Consider the following 4,774-nt stretch of genomic DNA (forward strand, 5'->3'; position numbering starts at 1 on the left):
ACTTTAACCGCACGATGGCCAAGCCCTTCAATTGGAAATTTGCAGGGTTCACTGACGATAGATAAGCTGAATGGTTATTTCAGCCAGGCTGCACTAGGAACCTCGCGCTCATCAGTGCTTGAAAGCAGCATTAGAAACGGTGGGTTGGAGTTAGCAAATTTAGCAAGTGATGTTCATGAAGAAATTTCTAAAACTGCTGGAACACTCGGTCTCTCATTTAGTGATGTCTTAGAGAGAATGGTTAGGAATGAGGGGCTAGAACTAGCATATCGTGTTCCATCTCCTGAAAAATCTAGTCCGCCTCTAGAAACACCAAATGGCCTCTCAGATCCATCTCTAGGAGATATTGAGCAGAAGGTTGTTTATCAAATGACTGTTCTTTCAGATCCTGCATCTGTGCAAGAGCTGCAAAACGATTTACAACATTTACTCGAACCATTAGAAGTTTCGGCAGCAATATCTACACTGCAGGCAAAAAATCTTATTCTGCTTGAAAACAGTGAACTCTTACTAGAGCGTAATCTAAGGGATGATGCATATTATTCTTTGATTGATGAAATTACCTCTGAGTTACTGGCACAGCCGATCCAGATCGATGCCCTTTTCAACAACCATTCACTGGTGAAAGCAGATGCGGACGAAAGCACAAGTGCCAAACAACTAGCTTTTGTGGATGCCATTCTCGGGGAGTTACGGAATCGTTTAGATAATCAGGTAGAGATTGAGGATCACCTGAAAAATCTGTTGAGGTCTATACGAAGTTCTGATCTTAATGGGGGATATGCTGCGGGCAATCTGATCAATATGTTGATTCGCCTGCCAGCCTCCATCAGTAATTGCGATTTTTCTAATCTGTCCATTCGAGGGGCAAGACTTCAAGGTGAAAATCTCCAAGGAAGTAATTTTACAGGAGCAAGGCTTGACCATTGCTCTTTTTCGACAACCATAGGCAATATTCTGTCTATTGACTTTAGCCCGGATGGCAAACTGTTTGCCGTGGGAGATGCCAATGCTGATATTAGTCTGTGGCAAGTTGATAATGCGCAACCTGTCCGCCAGTTTGCCCGACACCATGAAAATTGGGTGTGGTCCATCGCCTTTAGCCCCGATGGGACAAAGCTGGCCAGCGGCAGTGGTGACCAAACCATTAAGCTCTGGGATGTGGGTACAGGAGAATGTATTTCAACCTTGGAAGGCCACACGAGTTGGGTTCGGGCTGTAGCCTTTGATCCAGAAGGAAAGCGCTTAGCTAGCGCTAGCAGCGATGAGTTAGTTCTGTTGTGGGATTTAGAAACAGGGGAGTATGAACCTTTAATTGGTCACTCCGACTGGGTTTGGGGGCTAGCCTTTAGTCCTTGTGGAAAGCTTCTGGCTAGCAGTTCAGACAATGGCAAAATTATGCTGTGGGATATTTCTGACCAACAACCTCACCAGTCTTGGTCCGGGAATTCTGATTCGACTCTAATTGGTCATGATGGTTGGGTGAGGTCTATTGCCTTTAGCCCTGATGGTAAAACGCTAGTAAGCGGAGGGGCTGATTGTACAGTTAAGCTCTGGGATGTTGATAAAGAAATCCTCTTAGATACGCTTACCGATCACACCGATTGGGTATGGTCAGTAGCCTTTAGTCGAGATGGCAAAACAGTCGCAAGTGCCAGTAGCGATAAAACCATAAAGCTGTGGGATATGCAGTCTGGCGGTGACCTCTTACAAACTTTGGAAGGGCATGAAGGATCGGTTAATTTTGTTAAGTTTAACCCTGTTCGCCAAACCTTGATTAGTGGTGGTGACGATCAGACCGTTAGGATATGGGACTACCAGAACGATACAGCAAAATCCTTAAAATCGTTGAAGGGGCGTCCGGGGCGCTGGGTACGTTCCGTAACCTTTAGTACCGATGGTAAAACCTTAGTAAGCGGGGGCGGTGATACAGAACTTAAACTTTGGGATGTTAACACGGGCCAACTTCTACAAACCTTACCCAATTCCCACAAAAATTGGATTCATGCTGTTGCGATTAATCGTAATGGACAAACGCTTGTTTGTAGCAGTGGTGATGGCAAAATTAGCCTGTGGAATATGGCAGATAACCAACGTCTTCACCAATTCTCTGCTCATAATCATTTAGTAGGGGCGGTTGCCTTTAGCCCCGATGGCAAAACTCTAGCCAGTGGTGGAGATGATCCATTCCTAAAGTTATGGGATATGGAAGAGTTTACCGGGCGACCTACTAACATCTTTCGAACCGATGAGAATTTTATTTGGGCAATTATTTTTAGCCCCGATGGGAAATTGCTGGCCAGCGGCGGAGAACAAGGGGTTATCAAGATTTGGAATATTCAAACAGGAGACTGTCAAATACTGCGTGGGCACCAAAAGGCCATTCAAGCGATTGATTTCAGTCCAAAGGGTGATTTTCTTGCTAGCGGCAGCGAAGACGAGAGCATTATTATTTGGAATGTCAAAACTAGTCAGCCAATAAGAAAATTAAACGGCCATACACGTTGGATTTGGTCAGTGTCTATCAGCCCGGATGGCAAAACTCTTGCCAGCGGCAGTGATGATCACACGGTCAAACTATGGGATATCGCCACTGGGGAATGTCTTTATACCTTGAGGGAGCATGATAGCTGGATTTGGTCCGTGGCCTTTAGCCCTGATGGACAAACTCTAGCCAGTGGTAGCCAAGATGAGTCGATTATTCTCTGGAATTACCATACTGGGGAACGCCTACATCGGCTAAGAACTCCCAGACTCTATGAAGGAATGAATATTACTGACGTAAAGGGGATCTCGGAGCAACAAAAGTCCATGCTGAAAACCCTGGGTGCTGTAGATAACTCCAATCGCCAGTCCAAGTAGAAGTCAGCATAAGTATGTACAACTGTGTAGCTAGGACTTCAGTTGAAAAAATGCCGCAGGCGATACATTAAAAAACTCTGCTAATTCCTGTATATGCCTTGCTGTTAACTGTCTTCGGCCCTTGAAAACATCTGAGGCAATGGATTCAGCCTTAAAGATAGGCACTAAATCCTTTTGCCTTAATCCTCTCTCTGCCACTAGAACTTTCAGTAAATCCACCCCATAAATATCAGGGATAGGCTCCAAAGTCTGTTCATAGTCCCAAACTAGTGTTCCTAGAATGTCTAGGTAGTCAGATTCATCGGTTGTGAGTTCACGTTCTAAATCAATAAGGACATCGATCCTACTTTGGACAGCTTGTAGCTGTTGATTATTGCGGATAGGGCGGGGAGGAAATTCTTGTACTAGTCTTTCATAGCTAAGCGCATCATTGATTCCAAGGATCATCCTTCCACCTGCCTTTGTCATATTCAGCATGAGTTAAAAAATAACGGATGTATACTCTGTGCCTTTGATAGTCGATCCGAGTGATGAGCCGATAGTTGTTTCCAGCAATGTTGAAAACGGTCAGTTGGCCGACAAGATCTGCACTGGGGAATGTTTTACGAGTATCTTGAAGGCTTTGCCAATTAGCTGTTTTGGTTACTTTAATCCAAGTTCTGATATTGGACTGAGAATTCGGGTATTTTGCTGCGATCTCTCGTAGACGAGAGTCTGAGATTATTCGCATTGGACGTTTGCGAGTTTCTCATTTTGGATGAGAGATACTTAGACTCAACACCCACGATCTTATCATATTGATAAGTCAAGCCCATCTCACCCTTCGGGTACCCAAAAGGTGGGGTGGGTCGAATTTATAATTGCTGGCGAGGCCCCCAAGCTTGACGAGCATTCAAGCTGTGATCCCTTGCAAACTTAGACTATCCAATACCCCTTGAAAGAGGGAAAGGCCATCGGTATAGCCTAACGTCGGATCGGAGGCTCGCTCGGGGTGAGGCATCATCCCTACGACATTGCCTTGCCGATTACAAATTCCTGCAACGTTCTCTATAGATCCGTTAGGATTGGCCTCTGCATTCACCTCGCCACCGGGGGTGCAATAGCGAAATAGAATTTGTTGATGGGCCTGAAGCTCCCGTAAGGTGGCTGGATCAGCGTAGTAACAGCCTTCCCCATGGGCAATGGGTAAAGTAACCACTTGCTGAGGCTGATAGGCTTGGGTCCAGGGTAGGTCCGTTCTCTCCACCCGAACAGGGACGCGATCGCAAATAAAATGCAGATCCCGATTCCGCACTAAAGCCCCTGGCAATAACCCCGACTCGGTCAAAACCTGAAACCCATTGCAAATGCCCAAGACCAGCTTGCCCTGTTCAGCATGGGCAATGGTGGCCTGCATCGCCGGGGAGAAGCGAGAAATAGCGCCGCAGCGGAGGTAGTCACCGTAGCTAAACCCGCCCGGGATGACGACAACATCTAAATCGCTAATATCTGTTTCCTGGTGCCAGACCATACGAGTCGGCTGTTTGAGCAGATCACGCGTGACCAATACGACATCGCGATCGCAATTCGATCCGGGAAACACCAGCACACCAAACTTCATGTTGCGGCTCCTGCCATAGGGGCTAATTGCAGATCAAATCGATAATTCTCAATCACGGGATTCGCCAAGAGCTGATCACACATGCGATCCACCTGTTGGCTCGCTGCCGCCTCATCCTCAGCAGATACAGTCAGCTCAATATACTTGCCAATCCGAATAGGACCCACATTGTCATAACCCAATTGCTTAAACCCCGTTTGCACCGCAGTTCCAGCAGGGTCTAAGACCGACGGCCTCAGGGTCACATAGATTTTGGCCTGATAGGTTTGTGTCACGATTCCCAAATGCATAGCGTTCCTCTTGAATGTACCT

At 46.4% G+C, this 4,774-nt stretch carries 5 protein-coding genes; 1 reads left to right on the forward strand and 4 read right to left on the reverse strand.

Translation table 11 applies throughout. From position 1 onward, the window contains the following. Nucleotides 1-369 precede the first annotated feature (369 nt). Entirely contained in the window at nucleotides 370-2,862 is a 2,493-nt protein-coding gene (locus Q0986_RS15015) for a pentapeptide repeat-containing protein (RefSeq protein WP_299411753.1), read from the forward strand. A gap of 30 nt (nucleotides 2,863-2,892) precedes the next feature. Here Q0986_RS15015 and Q0986_RS15020 read toward each other — a convergent pair whose 3' ends face one another. The 4 genes from Q0986_RS15020 to purS all read right to left on the reverse strand — a co-directional run bounded on the left by Q0986_RS15020 (nucleotide 2,893) and on the right by purS (nucleotide 4,737). Then, a complete protein-coding gene (locus tag Q0986_RS15020) occupies nucleotides 2,893-3,330 on the reverse strand; it encodes a transcriptional regulator (RefSeq protein ID WP_299411756.1) in 438 nt (145 codons plus the stop codon). Beyond that, entirely contained in the window at nucleotides 3,290-3,592 is a 303-nt protein-coding gene (locus tag Q0986_RS15025) for a type II toxin-antitoxin system HigB family toxin (protein ID WP_299411795.1), read from the reverse strand. The genes Q0986_RS15020 and Q0986_RS15025 overlap by 41 nt, the downstream gene beginning before the upstream one ends. A 162-nt stretch (nucleotides 3,593-3,754) precedes the next feature. Continuing rightward, a complete protein-coding gene (gene purQ / locus Q0986_RS15030) occupies nucleotides 3,755-4,462 on the reverse strand; it encodes a phosphoribosylformylglycinamidine synthase subunit PurQ (protein ID WP_299411798.1) in 708 nt (235 codons plus the stop codon). After that, complete coding sequence (purS, locus tag Q0986_RS15035) at nucleotides 4,459-4,737, reverse strand: phosphoribosylformylglycinamidine synthase subunit PurS (RefSeq protein WP_366918597.1); 279 nt, start codon at nucleotides 4,735-4,737, stop codon at nucleotides 4,459-4,461. Before purS ends, purQ begins: the two co-directional genes overlap by 4 nt. Between the last annotated feature and the right edge of the window lie 37 nt (nucleotides 4,738-4,774).

The sequence above is a fragment of the Acaryochloris sp. IP29b_bin.148 genome (genome assembly GCF_028285565.1).
In the GTDB taxonomy this organism is placed as follows: domain Bacteria; phylum Cyanobacteriota; class Cyanobacteriia; order Thermosynechococcales; family Thermosynechococcaceae; genus Acaryochloris.